Below are 21,235 nucleotides of genomic sequence, written 5' to 3'. Positions count from 1 at the left end.
AAATTCATTATTACTTATCCTGATTAGCTATGTATTATGGGTGAATCCCACTTTCTAATAGCTCAGTAAATGCATTAGTATGAATAGGTTTACTGTAATAGTAACCTTGAATAAACTGACATTTATTTTTTTGAAGGAAATTCACATGTTCTTTCGTTTCTACCCCTTCAGCAATGACAGACATTCCTAATGTATTTGCTAATGTGATGATTGTTTTAATAATTTCCATTCCATCGTCACATGTTTCAGACATTGTAATAAATTCTCTTGGGATTTTTAACGTATCGATTGGATATAAAGGTAAGTAAGCTAGCGAAGAATAGCCTGTACCAAAGTCGTCGATTGAAATGTGAATCCCTAAACTTTTTAGTGTGCGCAATTTTATCAATGTTTCTCGCTCATCCATCATTGCAATTCGCTCTGTTAACTCAAGATCGAGAGAACTTGCTGGTAAACCTGTATTTGCTAAAGTAGAAGAAATAGACTTTACAAAATCCTCTTGTTCAAATTCTTTAGCAGATAAATTTACACCTATTTTTAAATGTGAATATCCGAGTGCATGCCAACGTTTCATTTGCTCGCAAGCTTGCTCTAATGTCCATTTTCCTATTGGAATAATTTGTAGTGTTTCTTCTGCAATCGGAATAAACTCGTATGGAGAAATAACGCCTAATTCAGGATGATTCCACCTGATTAAAGCCTCTGCACCAATAATTTTATTAGATTCACTATCAACTTGAGGTTGGTATAAAAGGAATAATTCTTCATTTTGTATTGCGTTTGGTAAATCTTTTTCTAATCGTAATCGTCTTTCAATTTTTTTAGCGATTACATCGTCATAAATAGAGATAGAGTTAAGCTCTTTTGCCTTTGCATCATACATTGCAACATTAGCGTTTTTTAGAAGTGTAGCGGTATCGATTCCGGAATGTGGATAAATTGCGATACCGATACTTAGTGATAAAGTTAATGTATGCTCATGTATGACAAACGGCTTTTCCATGCATTCAAATAACTGGTTACATAATTGGAATAAGGAATCTTCGTCCGTATAGTTTTCAATTAAGATTGTAAATTCATCGCCACCGATTCTTGACAGATGAGTATGTAATGGAAGACAGGATTGGAATCGCTTTGCTACTTCTTCTAATATGTAATCTCCTGACGAATGTCCCAGTGTATCGTTAATTGCTTTAAAGCGATCTAAATCTAAATATAATAATGCGAACTCACTGTCTGTTGTTCTAGCGTTTTTTATAACTCTTTTTAATTTCTTATGGAAAAAGGCACGGTTCCCAATTTTCGTTACAGTATCATGGAATGCTAAATATTTTATTTCTTCTTGCTGTTTTTTTAGTGCAGTAATATCTTTCACCATAATATAACTTCCTGAAATTTGTCCGTCTATCATAATAGGGACAATGGTAACGTATAAAAAATAAGTAAAGCCATCTTTATATTGAGAACTAAGTTGTAAGGATGCCGATTCTTGTTGTTTCACTTTTTCTAATGCAGATGCTAGTTTATGTTTATCTTCTTCTAAAATAATCGAAAAACAAGTTTCACCGAGTAACTCATTCGTTGGTGCTCCCAGTAACATACTTCCAGCTTTATTTACATTTAAGAAGATTCCATTTAAATCAATCGTAAAAATAGGGTCAGGATGATATTCATATAGTGATTTGAATTTTTGCTGTTTCTGAGATAGAGCCTCTGATTTATAAACTAAATCAGAAGTTCGTAAAGTAACTTTTTCTTCTAGTTGAGCATTAAATGCCTGTAAACGTTTTGTTAGGGAATTGTTTTGCATACGTACAATAGAATGACGAATGAGTACGAAAATAAAAGTAATACAATTTCCCGTAATGAGAGTTGAAGATGATGTTTGTTCTTTTAACGTAAACCCGATTAGTATTGCAACGGCAAGATAGGGAAATACAACTAAAACCTTTTTTCCTATTATAGGGTTAACAATGAAATAATTTTTATGGCTATTATGATCTTCTGAAATAGAACCAGCTATTGCAATAAGTAATATAGGTATTCTATATAAAAGACGTAATAATGTTATCGTTTCAGTCGATAAATGATTATTTAAGTAAAAATAAATATAGTTAAAAGTTGCAGAACTTATTAATACAAAAATAAAGATATAAATCTTCCGTTTGGAATTAAAAATTGTTGGACGGAAAAAGAGACTAACGCCTAGTAGAAGAAATAATAAATCTGCAATTGGGTATAGAAATGAAAGGAAAACATCTCCTAGTGAAAGAGAGAATATATTTAAATTTGGCTGATTAAATAAATACCACTCCAATGTGAATATGGAAGTAAGTACGATGCATATATCACAAATAAAGAACGCTTTTTCCCATTTATCGCATTCTTTTAAAATTTTATAACAGAAAGCGATAAGACAGAAAAATAAGAAAAACATGTAAAATACATCAGAAATAGTAAATCGATGTATTGGAATTTCGAAGAAGCTATCCTCATATGTGTATACTATTTTACCTAATAAAAAGCTACCGATTGCTATTGTGATACATATCCAAAATGGATTTGAACTAACTTTTTTAGAATATATAGAGTAAATGAGTGATACAAATGTAATGGCTTCAACGATAAGTGAAGCGAAGCGTACATCCGAATTTGAAAAATGAGTAGGGAACAGATAAAAAAATATAAAATAGATTGAATAGCATATTAATGTTCCAATTAATATACATAGTTGTAAATTTTTATTTAATCTCAATAAAATCACCTTCTTTAATTATGCACTATATTCGTAATATCTATACATAATAATATTATTTAAGAATTGTATCAGATTTCCTTATAAAAATCATGTTTATAAGGAAAGTGTTAAAAAGTGTAATACTTCTTAAAATTAAAAACGTGCTGTTTTTAATAATATGTACTTCATCAAGATTTTAAATGGGAATTGTATATTTAGTCATCCTTTGAATTCTATAGGTTTTTTAATAGTTCGCAAGTGAATATGCATAATTGCATAAAGATAATACATTCAATTTTATATAAAATGTTTTTGTTATAAAGTATGAATTAAACTTTTGTATGTATTTATTCTCATACTAATGAGGGATTTCAAAAAGAGGTTACGTATATACAATAATACGTAAGCATGTATGAAATTTTTAGTATGGGAGGAAAAGCATGAAGAATTGGGTGAAATTTCGAATAGCACGTCCAACTGATCAGTTTGAAAAGGTTATAGAATTCTATGAAAAAGGATTAGGATTAAAACGTATAGGTGAATTCTACGATCATGAAGGCTATGATGGGGTCATGTTTGGACTCCCAGATGAAGAGTATCATTTAGAATTTACAAGACATATAGATGGGAGCCCATGTCCAGCTCCGACAAAAGATAATTTACTCGTATTTTATATGCATGAAGATAGTGAAATGAAAAAGGTGAGTAAAAGGCTGCATGCATTGGGATATGATGAGGTCGAGCCTGAAAACCCATACTGGAAAGATAAGGGAATAACGATAGAGGATCCAGATGGTTGGAGAATTGTGTTGATGAAACTAGAAGAATAATGTGTAATGATGCTTGAAGTTCAAGTAGGACGAAATACGTAAAAGAGCTTTCTTTTGAGGGGATACACTCATGGAAGGCTTTTTTATTTGGAATCTGAAAAATAAAATTTGAAATTATATTCTGAAAAGTTGTAAAATAAGAACGCATATTCCTATTGGTAGGCTATCAAGACATTATAAGAATTATTGATGATTATCCAAGAGCGACATTCGCGGTGTTATATATGGCAGGGCATAATTTACAAGTTGAACAACCTGAAGTATTCGAGAGTTTAGTAGGCGAGTGGATTAGACGAACAAATCAACAAAGTTTATAAAAGACGAATGAATATTTTCAAGGAGGAAGTATGAGTACATATATCTATATGGTTAGACATGGTGAATCACCAAAATTAGAAGGAAATGAAAGAACGCGTGGGTTAACTGAGAAGGGACATATGGATGCCTGTCGAGTAACTGACATATTAAAAGAGGAGAGGATTGATACTTTTATTTCCAGTCCCTATAATCGTGCTACGTTAACGATAGAAAAAGCAGCCGATTTCTATGAAAAAGAAATAGTAGTATATGAAAATCTCAAAGAGTGTATGTTTTCAAATGAGGATCAGGTTATATCAGATAAAGAGATATATCCACTTGTAAAGAAGATGTTCGCAAATCAGGATTTTACACTAACGGAAGGAGAGTCATATAAGGATTGTCAGAGACGGGTAGTGAAAGTGTTAAAGGAAATATTAATGGATTTCCAAGGGCAAAAAATTGTAATTGGTACGCATGGGCTTGTAATGACTTTAATGATGAATTACTTTGATAATCAATACGGGTTTGAATTTCTTATACATGCATCGAAGCCTGACATATATAAGTTGGAATTTAAAGATGAGAAATTAATGAATGTAGAAAGATTATGGATAGGAGATAGAAAGAATCTTTATCAACTATTTTTAGAATCTTAAATCAATAAGTAATTATTCAGTTTCTGAATAATATAATTGGAAGTTGGTTTAAGTAAACAATTTTTAATGTGACAAAACTCCAAACGCTGGATTTATATTCAATTGGAGAAAAAGATGTAGAATTTTGTCTTACGGTCCCCGTTTACTTTTCATTTCATTACATATAGGCTTTGTGGTGTAAAGGAGAAAATCACCTTTACACAAAATTTATAAGGAGGGCATTGTGATGAAAAAGATTAAAAAGTTTGCGGGAGTTGCTTTAGCGGGGACGATTGGATTAAGTGGACTACTGTTTTTAGAACCAAGTGTAAGCGTTGCAGAAATAAAGCAGGTGAAAGAAGAAAACTTCAATGCAATTGATGTAACGATGAATCAAAGTGAATTTTATGTATTGAGTGGTAGAAGTATTGATGTTCTTTCTGGGGATAAAGGAGCAATTCAGCTAAATAAATACACAATTCGTTTTAGTAAACCGGGGAAGTATGTTGTTAGAGTAAACGGTTGTATTTATGATGATGTATATACTTTTATTGTGAATAAATAGTATATATTCTTAAATTGTGAGATGAAAAAGAAACACCCTATTTGCGGTGAGAATCGTAAATAGGGTGAATGATTTGTATTAAACTGTACTTTAAATATGTTCACTAATTTTCTTTTTGTTATGTAAAGTATGTAAAAGTGTTTGAAACATCTTAAATGATTGCTGAAAGATTGGACTTTGAATAAGGTGTACAGAAAAGTTACGATGAAAACAGGACCTCCTAGCATAAATCCAATAACGAGTACAACACATTCTACTATGATTCTAGCACGGCTAATAGACAGTCCTGTTTTGTCGGAAATAGTAAGCATGAATCCATCGCGAGGTCCAGCACCAATCCCAGCCGCAACGTACATCCCTCCCCCAATACCTGTAATTGCAATACCAGCAAATAAAATGAGTAAGTTTATCCATAAATAATCACTTGCGTTTGGAAGGATATTTGATTGTAAGAAAAAGTCCATAATGGGACCGATAAGTAGTGCATTTAAAAATGTACCCACATTTATATATTTTCGATCTACTAGTAAAAAAATGAGAACGAGACATAATCCACATATGACACTCCACGTACCAATCGTCAATCCAAACCTTTGGTAGAGAGCCATGTTTAAAACTTCCCAAGGATGTAAACCGAGAAATTTAACTTTGACTGCAAGAGCATTTCCAAGGCCGAAAAAAATTAATCCTAAGAAAAAAAGAAAATAGCGAAAGAGAGTTAGCCTCATCTTTAAACCTCCCATATTGTATAATTATGTATATTACATGTAAGAGTCTTCGTGTACAAATATTACGACTTTTTGGTTGTTATTTATAATTTCTAAAATGCAAATGAAATAAATATTCGCAGTCAAAAAAGTTAAAATATTTCGTTTTAAGGATTATAATAGAAAGAGAAATGTAAAAGGGAGTGAATGAGTTTGAAACAAGAACTTATTGAAAGATTTACGAGATATGTAAAGATTGATACACAATCAAATGAAGAAAGTCATACAGTACCAACAACACTTGGACAAATTGAGTTTGGAAAGCTATTAGTGGAAGAGTTAAAAGAGATTGGCTTAACAGAAGTAACAATGGATGATAATGGGTATGTAATGGCAACACTTCCTGCTAATACGGATAAGGATGTTCCAGTAATCGGCTTTTTAGCACATTTAGATACGGCAACAGACTTTACAGGGAAAAACGTAAAACCACAAATTCATGAAAATTTTGATGGCAATGCGATTACGTTAAATGAAGAGCTAAATGTTGTTTTAACGCCAGAACAGTTTCCAGAATTACCATCATATAAAGGACATACGATTATTACAACGGATGGTACGACACTTCTAGGAGCAGATGATAAAGCTGGTCTGACTGAAATTATGGTTGCAATGAACTATTTAATACATAATCCGCAAATTAAACATGGGAAAATAAGAGTAGCATTTACGCCGGATGAAGAAATTGGTCGTGGGCCAGCGCATTTTGATGTAGAAGCGTTTGGTGCATCATGTGCTTATACGATGGATGGAGGTCCATTAGGTGGTTTAGAGTATGAAAGCTTTAATGCTGCAGGTGCTAAGTTAACGTTTAACGGAACGAATACACATCCTGGAACAGCGAAAAATAAAATGCGTAACGCAACTAAACTTGCTATGGAGTTTAATGGGCATTTACCAGTAGAAGAGGCACCAGAATATACAGAAGGCTATGAAGGATTCTATCATTTACTTTCATTAAATGGTGATGTTGAACAAAGTAAAGCATATTATATTATTCGAGATTTTGATCGTGAAAATTTTGAGGCGCGTAAACATAACGTTGAAAATATTGTGAAGCAAATGCAAGAGAAGTATGGACAAGATGCAGTCGTTTTAGAAATGAATGATCAATACTATAACATGCTTGAAAAAATTGAACCAGTGAGAGAAATTGTTGATATTGCATATGAAGCGATGAAAAGCTTAAATATCGAACCAAACATTCATCCAATTCGTGGTGGAACAGATGGATCACAATTATCGTATATGGGATTACCAACGCCGAATATTTTCACAGGTGGTGAAAACTATCAGGGAAAATTTGAATATGTTTCGGTAGATACGATGGAAAAAGCTGTTCAGGTTATTGTGGAAATCGCAAGACGCTTCGAAGAACAAGCTTAAAAAAGAACCAAGTAGTGCGGATGCGCTACTTGGTTTTTTAGTATAATACTCGCCACAAATAAAAAGTTGCGTAAGACTCCCAGTTGGTCCAATTTGCCGCAAAATCTTTTATTTCCTGTTTAGTCGGTTTACTTTCAGAACCTGTTATATATTTAATTGCATTGTGCAAGCCAACATCGTCAATTGGAAAAGCGGAAGGAAATCGTAAACAGCGCATTAAAACATAGTTGGCAGTCCACGGTCCTATACCATGTATAGCAGTTAATTGTTTTTCAGCTTGTTTCACATCTTGTATTTGCAGTAAAGATTCTTTTGATAGTTTTCCTTCTGTAATAAGCTTTGCAATACCGATTAAATATTCACATTTTCTAGTCGTCATTTTTAAGTTTTTGAGATCTTCTACATGTAAATTGGCAATCGTTTCAGGAGAAGGGAATATCCAATGTTTTCTACCGTTCCATTCTACATAATTTCCATAGTGTTCGACTAATCGTTTTTTTAGCGTATAAGCATATGTGAGATTAATTTGCTGACCGATAATTCCCCAGGAAAGTGCTTCAAATAAGTCTGGAATACCTAAAGTACGAAGGCCATAATATTGTTCAATTGGTCTTTGAAGGAGTACATCACGTTTAGCTAATGTATAAAAGGGAGCTAAATCAGTAGTTAAATCAAACCACTCTTTCACATAGTGAGCTACAGCTTCGCATATTGATTCTTCAGATGTATATAATTCTTCTAAAAAACGTATTTGAATATGTCCATCCATATTCATACTAATTTCAACTAAAAGGTTTACATCGTGAACAGGGATCACTTTATAAATTTTGTTATCTTCAATGTGGAACATACATTCATTGTTAGAACGCGATAGATAGCGTACATTTTCTTGGAAACTAAATTCTGTTGGAACTGCTAAAGTTAATCTACTAGTATCTTCTGCTGTCATATGCATTTTACCTGCGATTTTTCTAATGTAAGCAATTCTTGCTTCATTGCTAATCCACCTCTAAATCCAGTTAACTTACCATTTTTTCCAATAACACGATGGCAAGGAATTGTAATAAGGAGAGGGTTGGCAGCAATAGCAGTAGCAACAGCACGTACAGCCGTAGGCTTTTGCATTCTTTCGGCAATTTCTGAATAAGAATATGTTTTCCCATAAGGAATTTCACGTACCGCATTCCAAACAGATAATTGAAAATCAGTTCCGTAAGCATCGATAGGGAATGTAAAATTTTCTCGTTTACTTTCTAAATACTCGGTAACTTCTTTCGCATATGATTGTAGATAATTTGGATTACAGGCCAATATATGTTGTGGCAATTTTTTTCTAGCCCATATATTTAGTTCTTCAAAATTTTCATCTTGTGATCCAATGAAGCATAGCCCATTTTCTGTTGCAGCAATATGAAACTGCCAATTCTTATGTGTAAGTAGCGTCCAATAAATAAATTTATTTTTGTTGGAATTCATTATTATATCCTTCTTTCATTTCGTTCTTTTTTCGATATTCAGTAGGAGTAAACCCAGTTTTCTTTTTAAATAAAGTTGCAAAATACTCGGGGTTTTCTATCCCGACAGCAGTACTAATTTCTTTAATGGATTGATTTGTTTGTAATAGCTGTTCTGCTGCTTTAATAATCCTGAATTGTAGTATATATTCTATTGGACTTATTCCTGTTGTTTTTTTGAAAGTGCGTTGTAAATGAAATGGGCTACCATGGCACATTTCTGCAAGTATATCGAGAGTTAATAATTCATCGAAGTGTTTTTCGATATAATCTTTAATTTGTTCTACCCACTCTTCATTAGGTAAAGTGAGCCCATGTGGCTTACAACGTTTGCAAGGGCGAAAGTTTTCACTTAATGCTTGCTCTGCATGATGAAAAATTCGTACATTGTTTCTATTCGGTATTCTTGATTTGCATGAAGGCCGGCAAAAGATTCCGGTTGATTTCACAGCATAAAAGAATTTGCTATCATAGGAAGAATCATTATGAATAATTGCTTGCCAATGCTCATTTGTTAACGTAATCCCTTCATTGTGCAAAGAACATCACCTCTGAAATTAGTATAACCTGAATAAAGTGCGTATGTATGTATTCACAAATGTAAGAGCAAGATTACAAAGATGAAATATGCTTGTTTTTCTATTTTGTGATAGCATGAAATTTGAAAGTGAACATCAAGAGGAGGACTATAGGTGAAGTTAATTTCGTGGAATGTAAATGGTTTGCGAGCAGTTATCGCAAAAGGTGGATTTTTAGACTATCTTGAGGAATCAAATGCTGATATATTTTGTTTACAAGAGATTAAATTACAAGATGGGCAAATTGATTTAAATCTAGAGGGATACTATACATACTGGAATTATGCTGTGAAAAAAGGTTATTCAGGAACGGCTATTTTTTCGAAAAAAGAACCGCTATCTGTAACGTACGGTTTAGGGATTGAAGAGCATGATCAAGAAGGCCGAGTTATTACTTTAGAATTCGAAGATTTTTATATGATAACGTTATATACACCAAATTCAAAACGTGGATTAGAACGATTAGATTACAGAATGAAATGGGAAGATGATTTCCGGGCTTATATTAAAGGGTTAGATGAGAAGAAACCAGTTGTTTTTTGCGGTGATTTAAACGTTGCTCATAAAGAAATTGATTTAAAAAATCCAAAAAGTAATCGTAAAAATCCTGGATTCTCTGATGAGGAACGAGAGAAACTCACACGTATTTTAGAAGAAGGATTTATTGATACGTATCGTTATCTGTATCCTGATCAGGAAGGCGCATACTCATGGTGGTCGTATCGTATGGGAGCGAGAGCAAAAAATATTGGATGGCGTTTAGATTATTTTGTTGTTTCGAAAAGAATGAAAGATCAAATAACAGAGGCGAAAATTAATAGTGAAGTAATGGGATCAGACCATTGCCCAGTTGAATTACATATGAATTTCTAAAAAAAGAAGTATCTTCCTAAGTTTAGGTGGATACTTCTTTTTTATTCAGTTTGTTAAAATTTTTCAAATCTTTCTTGAAATAATTGCATATTAAATATATACTTAGTAACGATAATCATTATCAGTGAAAAAGGTTATCAATGGATGAAGTGTAGAAGAATTATAGTTTAGGGGAAGTGAACGAGAATGAGTTCTGGATAAAATTATTAATCTAATGAAATATATACGTGAGACAAGTTTCATATAGTTAAATTTTATTGAGAATATAGTTTGAGAATTCGAGAGGAGTTATATAAAGATGAACAAGAAGTTATTTACTTTAGGGATGGTTACAGTTTTAAGTGTAGGACTAGCGGCATGTAATAGCGCTGATAAAACTTCTGGGGAGCAAAAGCAACAGACAAAAGCTACGGAAACGAAAAAAGACGAAAAAAGAAAAATTACATATTTAGGTAAAGAATATACAGTGCCAGCAAAAGTAGATAAAATTGCGACAGCTAGTTTAGAGTCAATGGAAGATGCAGCGGTACTTGGTATTAAGCCAGTAGGTGCTATTACTGTTGGTGGTAAATTACCGAAGTATCTTGAAAAAGATTTAGAAGGTGCAAAATCTGTTGGTGAGAAGATGGAACCAAATTTTGAAACATTACTACAATTAAAACCAGATGTAATTACATCAAGTACGAAATTCCCAGCAGAAACAGCTGAGAAGTTCACGAAAGTAGCTCCGACATTCCCAGTATCGCACGTTTCAACAAATTGGGAAGACAATTTAAAGTTAATGGGAGAATTAACTGGTAAAAAAGATAAAGCAGAAAAGATTATTAAAGATTACAATACGGATGCTGAAAAAGCAAAAGCAAAATTAGGAGATAAGTTAAAAGACAAAAAAGTACTTGTCATTAGACTAAGAGCAAACGACTTATTCCTATACCCAGAAGGAGTATACTTTAATCCTGTAATTTATAAAGATCTTGGACTAACTGCTCCAGAACAACTTAAAACGGTAAAAGCACAAGAAAAGATTTCTTTAGAAAAATTAGCTGAAGTTAATCCTGATTATATCTTCTTACAATACGAGGCTAGTGAAAATAATAAACCGAAAGTGTTAGAAGACATTGAAAAGAATCCAATTTGGCAAAGTATGAATGCTGCGAAAGAAAAGAACGTATTTGTAAACGTAGTAGATCCAATGGCACAAGGTGGTACAGCTTGGAGTAAAACAGCATTCTTAAAAGAAGCGGTGAAAAATTTATCTAAATAATACAATAAGTAAGGTGCGTTGAATGATATGCAGAAAACGAATGCGGTACCAGTAACCATTTTATGTATAGCGCCCATATTGATTTTATTGACAGTGATACTTTCTATTTTATATGGTGCGAAAAACATTGATGCTCAAACAGTGTGGAATGCATTATTTCATTTTGATTCAAGTGATGTAAATCATAATATTATTATTACTTCACGTTTACCAAGGGTAGTTGCAGCTCTTTTAGTCGGAGCATTTCTAGCCATATCAGGAGCACTTATGCAGGGGATGACAAGAAACTATCTTGCATCCCCTTCTATTATGGGTGTGACGGATGGTGCAGCTTTTGTTATTACACTTTGTATGATTTTTCTTCCAGTAATGTCATCAATTGGTATGGTTTTATGCTCAATGATTGGTTCTGCATTAGGAGCAGGTATTGTGTTTGGTTTTGGTTCGCTCCTTCAAAATGGCTTATCACCAGTTAGGTTAGCGATTATCGGAACAGTTATAGGAACATTTTTAAGTAGTGTATCTGCTGCGATGGCTTCGTATTTCCAAATTTCTCAAAATGTTAGTTTTTGGTTTAATGCAAAGTTAGATCAAGTGGACCCTAATGTAATTATAATCACGATACCTTTTGGGATAATTGGGATAGCTTTAGCATTAGTAATATCAAAATCTATTACAATTCTTTCTTTAGGAGAAGAGGTATCTATTAATCTAGGACAACGTACAAAACTAGTTAAAGGGATGGCGATTTTATCCGTTATTCTTTTAACAGGAACAGCAGTTGCATTAGTCGGGAAAGTAGGTTTTGTAGGTTTAATTATTCCGCACATTACTCGCTTTATAATTGGGGTAGATTATAAGTGGATCTTGCCATGTGCAGGTGTTATTGGCGGAGTTTTCTTAGCATTATGTGACGTTTTGAGTAGATTTGTAAACTATCCATTTGAAACACCAATTGGCGTCGTTACCTCCTTAATTGGAATTCCGTTCTTCCTTTATTTAATCCGTACAAGAGGGGGAGAGAGACATGCCTAAAAGTTCAAGTCAACGTTTCGGAATGACAATGGGGATTATTATATTTTTAATTTTTGGTGCTATTTATATTAGTTTAACGAACGGTACGTTTGATATTACGATTACGGATGTATTTAAAACACTTTTTAGAATTGATCCAGTACCAGAACATGATCTAGTTATCTTTGATTTTCGTCTTCCACGCATCGTAATTGCTGGGTTAGTAGGATTAGGCCTTGGCGTTGCAGGTGCTGTTATTCAAGGGATTACGAGAAATGGGTTGGCAGACCCAGGTATTTTAGGAGTGAATGCTGGAGCCGGAACAGCCATCGTTATTTTTATGTTTTTCTTTCAAGGGCAATTAAAGAGCACAGACTGGATGTCTATTATGATGATGCCAATGTTTGGTTTAGTCGGCGGATTAGGTGCAGCTATCATCATTTATCTGTTTTCATGGAAAAACGGTAAGCTAGATTCGCAACGTCTTTTATTAACAGGGATTGCAATTGGATCAGGATTTGGAGCATTTTCTATGTACTTATCACTCAAAATGAAGTCAACTGATTTCGAGATGGCTGCAGTTTGGGTGTCTGGAAGCATATATAGCGCAAACTGGAAGTATATTGTTGCTATGTTGCCGTGGCTTATCATATTAATTCCGCTTATACAAAAGAAAGCTTATTTATTAGATTTATTTCAATTGGAAGAAACGAGTATTACAAGTTTAGGTGTTTCAGTTGAAAGAGAGAAATCTATTTTACTACTAAGTAGTATCGGACTTGTGAGCGCATGTGTTGCTGTTTCAGGAAGTATTGGCTTCATTGGACTAATGGCACCGCATATAGCGAAAAGGCTAGTCGGTATTCAGCATAAATATATCATTCCTACGTGCGGAGTAATCGGAATGTTCCTTGTAATTGCTTCAGACTTTATTGCAAAAACAGTGTTCACACCTGTAGAGTTACCAGTTGGAATCGTTATTTCTATTGTCGGTGTACCGTATTTCTTATATTTACTTTATAAGGCGAAAGCGTAAGAGGAGGAATAAAAGTGAGTATTTTAAGTGCAAAAAATTTAGAAACGAGTTATGAAAAGCTTACAGTGTTTCGCGATTTAAATGTGGAAATACAAGAAGGAAAAGTAACGACAATTATAGGGCCAAACGGGTGCGGTAAATCGACATTGTTAAAAACAATGGGAAGAATTTTAAAGCAAAAGAGCGGTAAAGTCTATTTACAAGGACAGGATTTACATACAATTCCAACGAAAGAAATTGCAAAGCAGTTAGCTTTACTTCCGCAAACTCCAATTGCGCCAGGAGAGCTTAAAGTAGAAGAGTTAATTTCTTATGGACGCTACCCACATCGAAATAACGTAAATAAGTTAACTTCAAAAGATAAAGAAATGATTGATTGGGCATTAGAAATAACGAAAACTTCTGAATTTCGAACGAGACAAATTGCAAATTTATCAGGTGGTCAAAGGCAAAAGGTATGGCTAGCGATGGCTTTAGCACAAGAGACAGAAGTGTTACTACTAGATGAACCCACGACATATCTTGATATGTCTCATCAATTAGATGTATTACAAATTGTGGAGAAATTAAATAAAGAACATAATTGTACGGTCGTAATGGTACTACATGATATTAACCATGCAGCAAGGTTTTCAGATGAAATTATTGCAATGAAGGAAGGGGAAATCGTTACAACTGGTAGCCCAGAAGAAATCATTACAAATGAAGTGTTAAAAGAAGTATTTCATATTGATGCGCGTGTCATGATTGATCCATATAACGGATCTCCTGTTTGCTTTGGATACGATAGCGTTGTCTCTCAAGAAGAGAAAGTTGAAATATATGTAACGAGTTAAGAAGGGGGGATATAGGATGAATACTACGATTGAAAAACAGCAGATTATAACATTTAATACAGAGCAGTGGAAAATGTATTCAAAACTAGAAGGTAAGGAATATCAAATTCATATTTCAAAGCCGAGGCAGCCAGCACCAGAGTCAGGCTATCCTGTTATATACGTATTAGATGGCAATGCCTTTTTTCAAACATTCCATGAAGCAGTTAAAATACAATCAGTTAGAGCAGAAAAAACAGGTGTTTCACCAGCCATTATAGTCGGTATTGGTTATCCAATTGAAGGTGCATTTTCAGGTGAAGAAAGATGCTATGATTTTACGCCTAGTGTAATTTCAAAAGATGCGCCTTTAAAACCGGATGGCAAACCGTGGCCTAAAACAGGAGGAGCACATAACTTCTTTACTTTTATAGAAAAAGAACTGAAGCCTCAAATCGAAAATGATTTTGAGATTGATAAAGGAAAACAAACGTTATTTGGGCATTCGCTAGGTGGTTTATTTGCTTTACATATACTATTTACAAACGTAAATGCTTTTCAAAATTATTTTATTAGTAGTCCATCTATTTGGTGGAATAACCAATCTGTGCTTGAAAAAGAAGAGAACCTTATGAGTGAATTAAACAGTGCTAAGTTTGAAACGGGAGTATTTCTTACAGTGGGGTCACTAGAACGAGAGCATATGGTTGTAGGGGCAAACGAATTGTCAGAGCGTCTTCTCCAAGTAAAACATGATCAGTTTAGATTTACGTTTTATGAGGCTGAAGGGGAGAATCATGCATCAGTTGTGCCGACTTCTTTAAGTAAAGGGTTAAGGTTTATTAGTCACGTATAGAAGAGGGGAAAAGGTAAGCAATTGCTTACCTTTTTTCATTATTGTTTAAAGGCAACGTATCCATCAATTAAAAAGCTACTGAAAAAGCGAGTGATGTGAGTAAAGCCACATTCCTCCATAATAGTTAGTAGATTTGTTTCGGAAATAGGAAATATTTCTGTTTCAAAAGAATTTTCAAATCGGTCCCAATCTTTTAATGGAATTTGATTTTGCATCATATGGTTGCGCCAAGCATTTAATTGTGCAGAAAACATACTTGTATGGGGTATACCATTTATTGAAGAGAGAAAGAATGGAGCACCTGGCTTTAAGCGACTACTAATTTCATTAAGTAACTCTATTTTCTCCTTCATAGTTGGGATGAAGTGAAGAACAAGCATACAAGTAGCAGCGTCAAATAATGGATTGGTTAATAATGAATGAACAGTTCCATGTACAAAGTGAATTTGATTTTGCAAGTCTTCGTGTTCAATTCTTTTTTTAGCTAACTGTAGCATGCTTTGAGATGGATCCACACCTGTAAAAGATAAGTTGCTATTTTGTTTACCTATTGAGAGAATTTCTTGTCCACCACCAGCACCTATAACTAGTAAATTTGGCTTCATGTTTTCTTTAGGGAGTGTCGTAAATAAAAAATGGTTCACCATTTCATAAAGGGTAAAATATCCAGGGATTTTTAACGGGATTGTTCGTTCATATGTATGTACAGTATGATCATTCCAGCTCATTTTTTAGCCTCCTCTTTTACAATAAAGTTTCACTTTATTATGAAATAAAATGGTTAGAGGAAACAATCCCATAAATCTGGGGGGAAATCAAGATGATTTATGAACAGGCAACGAAAGAAATAACAGTGTTGATGAAAAGTGAGAGATCAATTAGACAATTTCAAAAAGAGTTTTTAAATATTTTAAAAAAGGTAATTCCTTTTGATGCGTCCTGTTTTGCCGCTATAGACCCACGCACATTTTTAACAACCGGGGCATATACAGATCGAAGAATTGAACAACTGCATTCGCAGTTATTTATGAATGAATTTTTAGAGGATGATTACAACAAATTTAAAGATTTAGCATCAAAGGTCCCTCATGTTGGTGCGATACGTATTGTCACAAATGATAATCCGATAAAAAGTACTAGGTATCGAAATATTTTAAAACCAGCCGGTTTTATAGATGAAGTAAGAGTGGTTTGTATGAGTAAAGGAAAATGTTTTGGACACTTAAGTCTGTTTCGAGATAATACAAAAGTACCTTTTCAGCATGATGAATGTAAGTATTTATCGAAGGTGGGTTTATTGGCAGGAGATACTTTAAGAACATCCTTTATAATCCGGTCAGAAGAACAAGTAAAAGTAGTAGGAAGGGGTATGATTGTATTAAATGAAAATCTTAGACTAAATTATTGGGATGAAACAGGGTACATATGGTTATCAAACTTTAGAAAATATGAGCAATTGAATGAAGATGACATTCCGAGGCCGATACGGGCAGTTTGTTCGAAAGTAAAAGCGCATGAAACTAATAAAGAAGCAACAGTCTGTATAAGTTTAACATGTGGGCAATTTTTGGTTATTCGTGCGAGCAGGCTAGAAGGTTACAGTAGTTGTCATACAGGATATAGGGTTTTGTTCGAAAGTGCACGGCCAGAAGAAGTTTTTCCTCTTCTTGCAGATTCTTATAGTTTGTCTCAAAGAGAGAAAGAAGTGATAGTAGGAATTGTTAGAGGGATGTCAACAAAAGAAGTGGCAAAAGAATTGTGTATTTCTACGTATACAGTTCAGGATCATTTCAAGTCAATTTTTGAAAAGGTCGGAGTATGCAGTAGAAACGAGCTTATATGGGAGCTCTTTACAAAGTTTTATTTTTCTCCGGAGGAATACTAAAAGAAAACCGGTTTGATTTATCCGGTATTAACAATCGGTAAGCTCATAAGATTGATAGCTGTGGGTTAATAATCAGTGGGATTTTTAATATAAACAAGAAACATTCAAATAAACATTTGAATGTTTCTTGTTTATAAGGTATACTACATACATAATCAAATATGTATTTGAATAAGAGGTGTTACATATGAAGGAAGAGCATTGTGAACTTTGCTATCATGATGAGCAAAAAGTAAAACATGCAAGTGACATGCTAGAGAAAGAAAATATAAGTAGTGTAGCGAAAATGTTTAAGGCACTTGCAGATGAAACACGTTTGAAAATTGCTTATGCGTTGTATACAGAAAAAGAGCTTTGTGTACGTGATGTCGCAAGTATTATTCATAGTAGTATTGCAACAGCTTCACATCACTTAAGACTATTACAAACGATAGGATTAGCGAAAAAGCGTAAAGAGGGGAAACTTGTTTTTTATTCATTAGATGACTCTCACGTAAATGGATTAATTGAATTAGCGTGTAGTCATAGTATTGAAATGAAGAATAAAGAAGTTGATATGTAATTATGCATTTTCATAAAGATACTTCTTTATGAAAATGCAACTTTAAAAGGAGAGGAGATAATAAGTATGGTAAAGCTAGTTTTAATACGACACGGACAAAGTGAATGGAATGTTGAAAATAGGTTTACAGGTTGGACGGATGTTGATTTATCTAGTAAAGGTTTGCAAGAAGCAAGAGAAGCCGGAGTAATGCTGAAAGCTAATGGTTTCTCATTTGATATAGCATATACATCTGTTTTGAGAAGAGCGATGCGTACTTTATGGATTACTCTCGAAGAAATGGATTTGATGTGGCTACCTGTTCATAAAACATGGAAATTAAATGAGCGACATTACGGTGCGCTTCAAGGATTAAATAAGGAAGAAACAACGAGAAAATATGGCGATGAGCAAGTAACTTTATGGAGACGTTCAACAAATGTACGCCCACCAGCACTTACAAAAGATGACGAAAGATATGAAGCAGCACATCCGAAATATAGAGAGGTAAAAGAGTATGAGTTTCCTCTTACAGAAGATCTAGAAGATACGAAGAAACGAGTTGTTTCATATTGGAATGAAGAGATAGCTCCTAATGTAAGAGCTGGTAAACAAGTAATTATAGCAGCCCATGGCAATACAATACGTGCTTTAGTAAAATATTTAGATCAAATTTCAGATGAAGATATAAAAAATGTAAATATTCCAACAGGAACACCATTGGTTTATGAATTGGATCAAGATTTAAAACCGATATGCCATTATTATTTAAATAGGGAAATAGAAACTTTAGAAGAAAAACTGGTGTAAAATAAACGATTTAATATACCCTACCTATGTATTGTATGAGAAAAACGGAGGTGAGTTAAATTGTTACATTATACGGTTGTAAATAAAAAGAATTGTGAGGCATGTGGACTATGTACTTCTATAGCACCTGATATATATCAATTAGACGGAAGAGGAAAATCATTTGGTGTATTAGATAACAACCAAGGAAGAATGGGTATTCCAAAAACTTTCTTACAAGCAATGTTGGCGGCAAGTGACGGCTGTCCAACAAGTTCGATTCAGATAAGAAAAGAGCCATTTGTAAATAAGGTAAAAATTTAATAGTGGAATTATGAAAGACAAAACAAAATTAAAAGGAGGCATTTATATGGGACATCATCACGGTCACCAACATCATGGGCATGCTCACGGGCATTCCCATGGACATCATCATTTTGAGGAGAGTAGGAAAGGAAATAGAAAAGGATTAATTACAGCTTTAGTCATTACAGCAACTATTATGTTCCTTGAATTTTTCGGGGGACTAGTTACAAATAGTTTAGCTTTATTATCAGATTCAGGACATATGTTAAGTGATACAAGTTCATTATTATTAAGTTTAATTGCTATTGGATTAGCAGCTAGAACAGTTACTTCTACAAAAACGTATGGATATTATCGTTTTGAAATTTTAGCAGCATTAATCAATGGAATTACATTATTTGTTGTAGCAGGGCTTATCGTATGGGAAGCAATTGGTCGTTTTTTTGAACCGCCAACTGTAGCAAGTGGTCCAATGATGTTAATCGCATCAATTGGTTTACTAGCAAATTTAATCAGTGCATGGGCACTCATGAGACAAGGTGACGTGAAAAATAATGTGAATTTACGTAGCGCGTATTTACATGTTCTTGGGGATGCTTTAGGGTCAGTGGGAGCATTAGTAGCTGGTGCACTTATGTCATTATTCTCATGGTATATTGCAGATCCAATTATCTCGGTAGTTGTAGCTTTATTAATTTTAAAGAGCGCATGGGGAGTAACAAAACATTCTATTCATATACTTATGGAGGGTACACCAGTTGCAATTGAACTAGAGAAAGTGAAGCAAGCGATTAAAGGAATAGAAGGTGTACGTGATTTACATGATCTTCATGTTTGGACAATTACATCTGGATTAGATGCATTAAGCGTCCATGTAATGATTGATAAAAAGCAAGATGATCAAGAAGTACTTCAAAATATTATCGATATGTTAAAGCAAGAGTTCCATATTGAACATGCTACCATTCAAATTGAAACATTTAACATTAAATATAATGAAATGATTGTCTAATCAAATGCAAACGAAAGGCTATGGAGAAATTCTCCATAGCTTTTTGTTTGTGCAAGTAGAATTGTCCTTTTTGAACGTTTTGTTTCAACTTTTCGTCTAAAGAGACAAAAAGTTGTCACAATTCGGTCACAATTAGCATAAACATAAAATAGACGAAATGAACTTATTTCCAAAAAGGCTTAGTTCATTCCAATCATGATTCGTAGAGCTGCAAAAGCATGGATTAAAAGTTCACTATATTCTCAAGGAGGTAGATCGTATGAAAACTATTCTTGCTATCGCTGGGCTTATTTGGGTTTTATCACATGGCATTCCAATTTATGAAGGAGAACAAATTCGCAGTGCTCTGAATAAAAATTTTAATGAATATCACGTTATTGATCGGCAAGATAATGTTGTGACAGTGCGTGTAAATGACTGTTTTCATACGGTAACCGTTGAAGGAACTTCTGTAGTGAATGATACAAAAGTATGTGATCAGCAATAATTATATTTATGGATGAATAATAAGCGGAGATAGATAATCTACGCTTATTATTCTTTTTGAAAAAAGGAAAGGGTATCATGAAAATTGAGACTGAGAAGCTAATAAATTGTTAAGAATAAGCATAGAGCGGAAATATACTCATATGGGGTATCATACATAGATAATTAATGCTATAATTGGTATACTCGTAAAAGCAATTATTTTATTGGATGAAGAGAAACTTTAAGAAGGTGATAATATGGATCATAAAGAGCATGAAGCGGTAACACATAGATCAGAAAAAGAAAAAGAACAAATTATAAATAGATTAAAGAGAATTGAAGGACAAGTCCGCGGTATTCAAAATATGATTGAAAATGATCGTTATTGCGTGGATATTTTAGTTCAAATTTCAGCGATTAATGCAGCGATGAAAAAAGTAGGAATGGGTGTATTAAAAAACCATACAAGTCATTGTGTTTCAGGTGCTATTAAAGATGGCAATGGGGACGAAGCAATTGAAGAATTAATGACAGTATTTGAACGTTTTTCAAAAGCGTAAAAACAAGCTAGTATGTCACTGGCTTGTTTTTTTGTTTATTTTTATATAGGATTTCGAGGTATTGGTGTGAAAAAGTGTGTGTAAAATAAACTTTTAGAAAATAATTGAAAAATCATGATACAAAACCATTGATTACCTTAGGGGGGTATGGTAAGATGTAATTGTGATTAACAAACAATGAAGAAACAAGAGGAGGATTTTAAATGGAACAGTTAACATTACAAGTTGAAGGTATGTCTTGTGGACATTGTGTAAATTCAATTGAAAGCAGCGTGAAAGAACTAAACGGTGTTGAGCAAGTGAAAGTTCAATTAGCAGAAGGTACTGTTGAAGTTACTATCGACTCATCAGTTGTAACGTTAAAAGATATCGTTGCTGTAATTGAAGATCAAGGGTACGATGTTCAATAATTATTTTTAGATATGGAAATAAATCGTACTTTATAGGAAGTACGATTTATTTTGTTAAAAATTATACCTTATGAGGGTATATAGAGGTGAGAGA

At 33.6% G+C, this 21,235-nt stretch carries 23 protein-coding genes and 2 pseudogenes; 19 read left to right on the top strand and 6 right to left on the bottom strand.

Annotated features, from left to right (window positions below):
• Positions 1 to 34 precede the first annotated feature (34 nt).
• Positions 35 to 2,755: a sensor domain-containing phosphodiesterase gene (locus tag PDL00_RS24880; protein WP_270731802.1), complete on the bottom strand. Its 2,721-nt coding sequence runs from the start codon at positions 2,753 to 2,755 to the stop codon at positions 35 to 37.
• Between the two features lie 422 nt (positions 2,756 to 3,177).
• On the opposite strand from PDL00_RS24880, the gene PDL00_RS24875 reads away from it, so the two are divergent.
• The 4 genes and pseudogenes from PDL00_RS24875 to PDL00_RS24860 all read left to right on the top strand — a co-directional run bounded on the left by PDL00_RS24875 (position 3,178) and on the right by PDL00_RS24860 (position 5,067).
• The gene (locus tag PDL00_RS24875) at positions 3,178 to 3,567 is read left to right on the top strand and encodes a VOC family protein (protein WP_000800657.1); all 390 of its coding nucleotides are present in this window, start codon (positions 3,178 to 3,180) and stop codon (positions 3,565 to 3,567) included.
• A gap of 158 nt (positions 3,568 to 3,725) precedes the next feature.
• Positions 3,726 to 3,884: pseudogene (locus PDL00_RS24870) on the top strand (alpha/beta fold hydrolase); the annotation flags it as partial.
• A 30-nt stretch (positions 3,885 to 3,914) separates the two neighbouring features.
• On the top strand, positions 3,915 to 4,523 hold the full coding sequence (locus tag PDL00_RS24865; protein WP_242250730.1) for a histidine phosphatase family protein: 609 nt from the start codon (positions 3,915 to 3,917) through the stop codon (positions 4,521 to 4,523).
• Between the two features lie 226 nt (positions 4,524 to 4,749).
• Positions 4,750 to 5,067, top strand: coding sequence for a hypothetical protein (locus PDL00_RS24860; protein ID WP_270731798.1), 318 nt, complete (start codon positions 4,750 to 4,752; stop codon positions 5,065 to 5,067).
• 90 nt (positions 5,068 to 5,157) lie between these two features.
• Here PDL00_RS24860 and PDL00_RS24855 read toward each other — a convergent pair.
• Positions 5,158 to 5,795: pseudogene (locus tag PDL00_RS24855) on the bottom strand (YczE/YyaS/YitT family protein).
• A 192-nt stretch (positions 5,796 to 5,987) separates the two neighbouring features.
• On the opposite strand from PDL00_RS24855, the gene pepT reads away from it, so the two are divergent.
• Positions 5,988 to 7,220 (top strand): peptidase T, encoded by a 1,233-nt coding sequence (gene pepT, locus PDL00_RS24850; RefSeq protein WP_270731796.1) that lies wholly within the window; start codon positions 5,988 to 5,990, stop codon positions 7,218 to 7,220.
• A 37-nt stretch (positions 7,221 to 7,257) separates the two neighbouring features.
• Here pepT and PDL00_RS24845 read toward each other — a convergent pair whose 3' ends face one another.
• The 3 genes from PDL00_RS24845 to PDL00_RS24835 are packed head-to-tail and all read right to left on the bottom strand — an operon-like array spanning position 7,258 to position 9,273.
• Positions 7,258 to 8,169 carry a DNA-3-methyladenine glycosylase family protein gene (locus PDL00_RS24845; protein WP_242250734.1) on the bottom strand — a complete coding sequence of 304 codons (912 nt, stop codon included), beginning with the start codon at positions 8,167 to 8,169 and terminating at the stop codon, positions 7,258 to 7,260.
• A complete protein-coding gene (locus tag PDL00_RS24840; RefSeq protein WP_097816803.1) occupies positions 8,166 to 8,696 on the bottom strand; it encodes a methylated-DNA--[protein]-cysteine S-methyltransferase in 531 nt (176 codons plus the stop codon). The genes PDL00_RS24845 and PDL00_RS24840 overlap by 4 nt, the downstream gene beginning before the upstream one ends.
• The gene (locus PDL00_RS24835; RefSeq protein ID WP_270731792.1) at positions 8,677 to 9,273 is read right to left on the bottom strand and encodes a bifunctional transcriptional activator/DNA repair enzyme AdaA; all 597 of its coding nucleotides are present in this window, start codon (positions 9,271 to 9,273) and stop codon (positions 8,677 to 8,679) included. Before PDL00_RS24835 ends, PDL00_RS24840 begins: the two co-directional genes overlap by 20 nt.
• A gap of 153 nt (positions 9,274 to 9,426) precedes the next feature.
• On the opposite strand from PDL00_RS24835, the gene PDL00_RS24830 reads away from it, so the two are divergent.
• From PDL00_RS24830 to PDL00_RS24805, 6 genes are all read left to right on the top strand, one after another.
• Positions 9,427 to 10,185 (top strand): exodeoxyribonuclease III, encoded by a 759-nt coding sequence (locus PDL00_RS24830; protein WP_242250736.1) that lies wholly within the window; start codon positions 9,427 to 9,429, stop codon positions 10,183 to 10,185.
• Positions 10,186 to 10,483: 298 nt separating this feature from the next.
• A complete protein-coding gene (locus PDL00_RS24825) occupies positions 10,484 to 11,449 on the top strand; it encodes an iron-hydroxamate ABC transporter substrate-binding protein (protein WP_242250737.1) in 966 nt (321 codons plus the stop codon).
• Positions 11,450 to 11,476: 27 nt separating this feature from the next.
• Positions 11,477 to 12,484, top strand: coding sequence for a FecCD family ABC transporter permease (locus PDL00_RS24820; RefSeq protein WP_270731789.1), 1,008 nt, complete (start codon positions 11,477 to 11,479; stop codon positions 12,482 to 12,484).
• Complete coding sequence (locus PDL00_RS24815) at positions 12,477 to 13,499, top strand: FecCD family ABC transporter permease (RefSeq protein WP_061678140.1); 1,023 nt, start codon at positions 12,477 to 12,479, stop codon at positions 13,497 to 13,499. The genes PDL00_RS24820 and PDL00_RS24815 overlap by 8 nt, the downstream gene beginning before the upstream one ends.
• A gap of 14 nt (positions 13,500 to 13,513) precedes the next feature.
• The gene (locus PDL00_RS24810) at positions 13,514 to 14,335 is read left to right on the top strand and encodes an ABC transporter ATP-binding protein (protein WP_098585681.1); all 822 of its coding nucleotides are present in this window, start codon (positions 13,514 to 13,516) and stop codon (positions 14,333 to 14,335) included.
• A 16-nt stretch (positions 14,336 to 14,351) separates the two neighbouring features.
• Positions 14,352 to 15,170: an alpha/beta hydrolase gene (locus PDL00_RS24805; RefSeq protein WP_242250739.1), complete on the top strand. Its 819-nt coding sequence runs from the start codon at positions 14,352 to 14,354 to the stop codon at positions 15,168 to 15,170.
• Between the two features lie 38 nt (positions 15,171 to 15,208).
• Here PDL00_RS24805 and PDL00_RS24800 read toward each other — a convergent pair whose 3' ends face one another.
• Positions 15,209 to 15,898, bottom strand: coding sequence for a class I SAM-dependent methyltransferase (locus tag PDL00_RS24800; RefSeq protein WP_270731786.1), 690 nt, complete (start codon positions 15,896 to 15,898; stop codon positions 15,209 to 15,211).
• A 92-nt stretch (positions 15,899 to 15,990) separates the two neighbouring features.
• On the opposite strand from PDL00_RS24800, the gene PDL00_RS24795 reads away from it, so the two are divergent.
• The 8 genes from PDL00_RS24795 to copZ all read left to right on the top strand — a co-directional run bounded on the left by PDL00_RS24795 (position 15,991) and on the right by copZ (position 21,141).
• The gene (locus PDL00_RS24795) at positions 15,991 to 17,055 is read left to right on the top strand and encodes a helix-turn-helix transcriptional regulator (protein WP_270731783.1); all 1,065 of its coding nucleotides are present in this window, start codon (positions 15,991 to 15,993) and stop codon (positions 17,053 to 17,055) included.
• 187 nt (positions 17,056 to 17,242) lie between these two features.
• The gene (locus PDL00_RS24790) at positions 17,243 to 17,617 is read left to right on the top strand and encodes an ArsR/SmtB family transcription factor (RefSeq protein WP_270731780.1); all 375 of its coding nucleotides are present in this window, start codon (positions 17,243 to 17,245) and stop codon (positions 17,615 to 17,617) included.
• A gap of 66 nt (positions 17,618 to 17,683) precedes the next feature.
• Positions 17,684 to 18,406, top strand: coding sequence for a 2,3-diphosphoglycerate-dependent phosphoglycerate mutase (gene gpmA / locus PDL00_RS24785; RefSeq protein WP_242250743.1), 723 nt, complete (start codon positions 17,684 to 17,686; stop codon positions 18,404 to 18,406).
• A gap of 60 nt (positions 18,407 to 18,466) precedes the next feature.
• Positions 18,467 to 18,709, top strand: a complete 243-nt coding sequence (locus PDL00_RS24780; protein WP_242250744.1) for a ferredoxin — start codon at positions 18,467 to 18,469, stop codon at positions 18,707 to 18,709.
• A 46-nt stretch (positions 18,710 to 18,755) separates the two neighbouring features.
• On the top strand, positions 18,756 to 19,703 hold the full coding sequence (locus PDL00_RS24775; RefSeq protein WP_270731777.1) for a cation diffusion facilitator family transporter: 948 nt from the start codon (positions 18,756 to 18,758) through the stop codon (positions 19,701 to 19,703).
• A gap of 259 nt (positions 19,704 to 19,962) precedes the next feature.
• Complete coding sequence (locus PDL00_RS24770; RefSeq protein WP_000849106.1) at positions 19,963 to 20,190, top strand: hypothetical protein; 228 nt, start codon at positions 19,963 to 19,965, stop codon at positions 20,188 to 20,190.
• A 238-nt stretch (positions 20,191 to 20,428) separates the two neighbouring features.
• Positions 20,429 to 20,731, top strand: coding sequence for a metal-sensing transcriptional repressor (locus tag PDL00_RS24765; protein ID WP_000349636.1), 303 nt, complete (start codon positions 20,429 to 20,431; stop codon positions 20,729 to 20,731).
• A 203-nt stretch (positions 20,732 to 20,934) separates the two neighbouring features.
• The gene (gene copZ / locus PDL00_RS24760) at positions 20,935 to 21,141 is read left to right on the top strand and encodes a copper chaperone CopZ (RefSeq protein ID WP_000436980.1); all 207 of its coding nucleotides are present in this window, start codon (positions 20,935 to 20,937) and stop codon (positions 21,139 to 21,141) included.
• Positions 21,142 to 21,235: the final 94 nt, after the last annotated feature.

The sequence above is a fragment of the Bacillus cereus group sp. TH152-1LC genome (assembly GCF_027710505.1).
Lineage (GTDB): Bacteria > Bacillota > Bacilli > Bacillales > Bacillaceae_G > Bacillus_A > Bacillus_A mobilis.
This window is presented reverse-complemented; position numbering and strand designations above follow the sequence as displayed.